Raw genomic sequence first — 1,989 nt, 5'->3', positions numbered from 1 at the left:
GTACAAATATGTAAAGGACTCATGCGACAGAACGTACAGATGGCTTGTTCGTTGTAAAAAAGAGATGGAAAGACTTAATTCGCTTGACGATACAATTAACAAAAATCAAATGCTTTTCGGTATTAATCAAGGCGGAACTTTCGATGATATAAGAATTGAGCATATGCAGAGGATTGCGGAACTTGATTTACCGGGATATGCGATAGGCGGTTTGGCGGTTGGCGAGAGCCACGAAGAAATGTATCATATTCTTGATGTTGTACTTCCTCATGCACCTGTAAATAAGCCGAGATATTTAATGGGTGTCGGAACACCGTCAAATATTATTGAATCGGTTGCAAGAGGCGTCGATTTCTTTGACTGTGTTATCGCATCGAGAAATGCAAGACACGCATTTATCTTTACAAGAAACGGCACAATGAATTTAATGAACCAAAAATATGAACTTGATACAAGACCGATTGACGAAGAATGTGGTTGTCCTGCTTGTCAGCACTACACGAGAGCATATATAAGACATTTGTTCAAGGCAAAAGAAATGCTTGGAATGAGATTGGCAGTTCTTCATAATTTGTATTTTTATAATGAACTTATGGAACGCATCAGAAAGGCAATAGAAGAGGACAGATTTGAAGAATTCAGACGTGAAAATGTTGAAAAGCTTGCACAAAGACTTTAATAGTGCAAAAACTATAATTAAATGACAATTCTATATTGCTTTTTTGTGAAAGTTTTGGTATAATATTATACAATATGAATAACAATTTAAGGAGGATACCATAGATGAGAGCAAAGTATAAGAGAGTGCTTTTAAAAATAAGCGGAGAGGCACTTGCGGGAACAAACGGATTTGGACTTGATGAGCATACTATTGCACATATCAGTGAGAACATAAAGAAAATTGTGGACATGGGTGTACAGGTTTCAATCGTTGTAGGCGGAGGAAACATCTGGAGAGGACGAAGCAGTGAGAATATGGACAGAACAAGAGCTGACCATATGGGTATGCTTGCAACTGCGATAAATGCGTTGGCACTTTGCAGTGCACTTGAAAACTGCAATGTACCTACAAGAGTGCAGACTGCGATTGAAATGCGACAGGTGGCAGAACCTTATATCAGAGGTAAGGCTGAAAGACATCTTGAAAAGGGCAGAGTAGTAATATTCGGCTGCGGAACAGGTAATCCGTTTATGTCAACAGATACAGCCGCCGCACTTCGTGCAGTTGAAACAGATTCACAGGTTATATTGCTTGCAAAGAAAGTTGATGCAGTATATGACAGCGACCCTAATATAAATCCTGACGCAAAGAAATATGATGTACTTTCATTCAGTGATATACTTTCAAAAAATCTCGGCGTAATGGATTCAACTGCGGCATCAATGTGCCGTGATAATAATATGCCTATACTTGTTTTCGGTCTTAGCGACCCTGAAAACATTGTAAGAGCGGTAAAAGGCGAAAAAATAGGTACACTTGTAAATAATGAGGGAAAACTTTAGGATTAATTGATATATTTAAGGAGGAATTTTAAAATGGGTAAGTATCCTGAAATTGAAGAAAAGATGGAAAAAAGAATAAACGGTTATGCGGGTGAATTAAAGACAATCCGTGCAGGACGTGCAAACGCGTCTGTACTTGATAAAGTTGCTATTGATTACTACGGCACAATGACACCTGTCCAACAGGTAGGTTCAATCTCATCACCTGAACCGAGATTACTTGTTATTCAACCTTGGGACGCAAGCGTTTTAAAGGAAATAGAAAAGGCAATCAATGCGTCTGACATCGGTATAGCACCACAAAATGACGGTAAGGTTATAAGACTTAACTTCCCTCCGCTGACAGAGGAAAGAAGAAAAGAACTTGTTAAGACTGTAAAGAAGTATACAGAAGAAGCTAAGGTGCAAATTCGTAACGCAAGACGTGACGCGATTGATAAGTACAAGGCTATGAAGAAAGACGGCGAAATCACAGAGGACGATTTG

General features: G+C 38.9%; 3 protein-coding genes. All 3 read left to right on the top strand.

Annotation, left to right across the window (positions count from 1 at the left end; translation table 11 throughout):
• The coding region (locus ACLTU0_RS11795) for a tRNA guanosine(34) transglycosylase Tgt (protein ID WP_412322635.1) at positions 1–679 on the top strand (679 nt) is incomplete at its 5' end.
• 104 nt (positions 680–783) lie between these two features.
• Positions 784–1,503, top strand: coding sequence for a UMP kinase (pyrH, locus tag ACLTU0_RS11790; RefSeq protein WP_022229233.1), 720 nt, complete (start codon positions 784–786; stop codon positions 1,501–1,503).
• A gap of 33 nt (positions 1,504–1,536) precedes the next feature.
• The coding region (gene frr, locus ACLTU0_RS11785; protein ID WP_412322633.1) for a ribosome recycling factor at positions 1,537–1,989 on the top strand (453 nt) is incomplete at its 3' end.

Origin of the sequence: Hominilimicola sp., from assembly GCF_046972485.1 — a bacterium.
In the GTDB taxonomy this organism is placed as follows: Bacteria; Bacillota; Clostridia; order UBA1381; family UBA1381; genus Hominilimicola; species Hominilimicola fabiformis.
The sequence above is the reverse complement of the archived record's forward strand: the minus strand, read 5'-3'. Positions and strand labels throughout refer to the sequence as shown.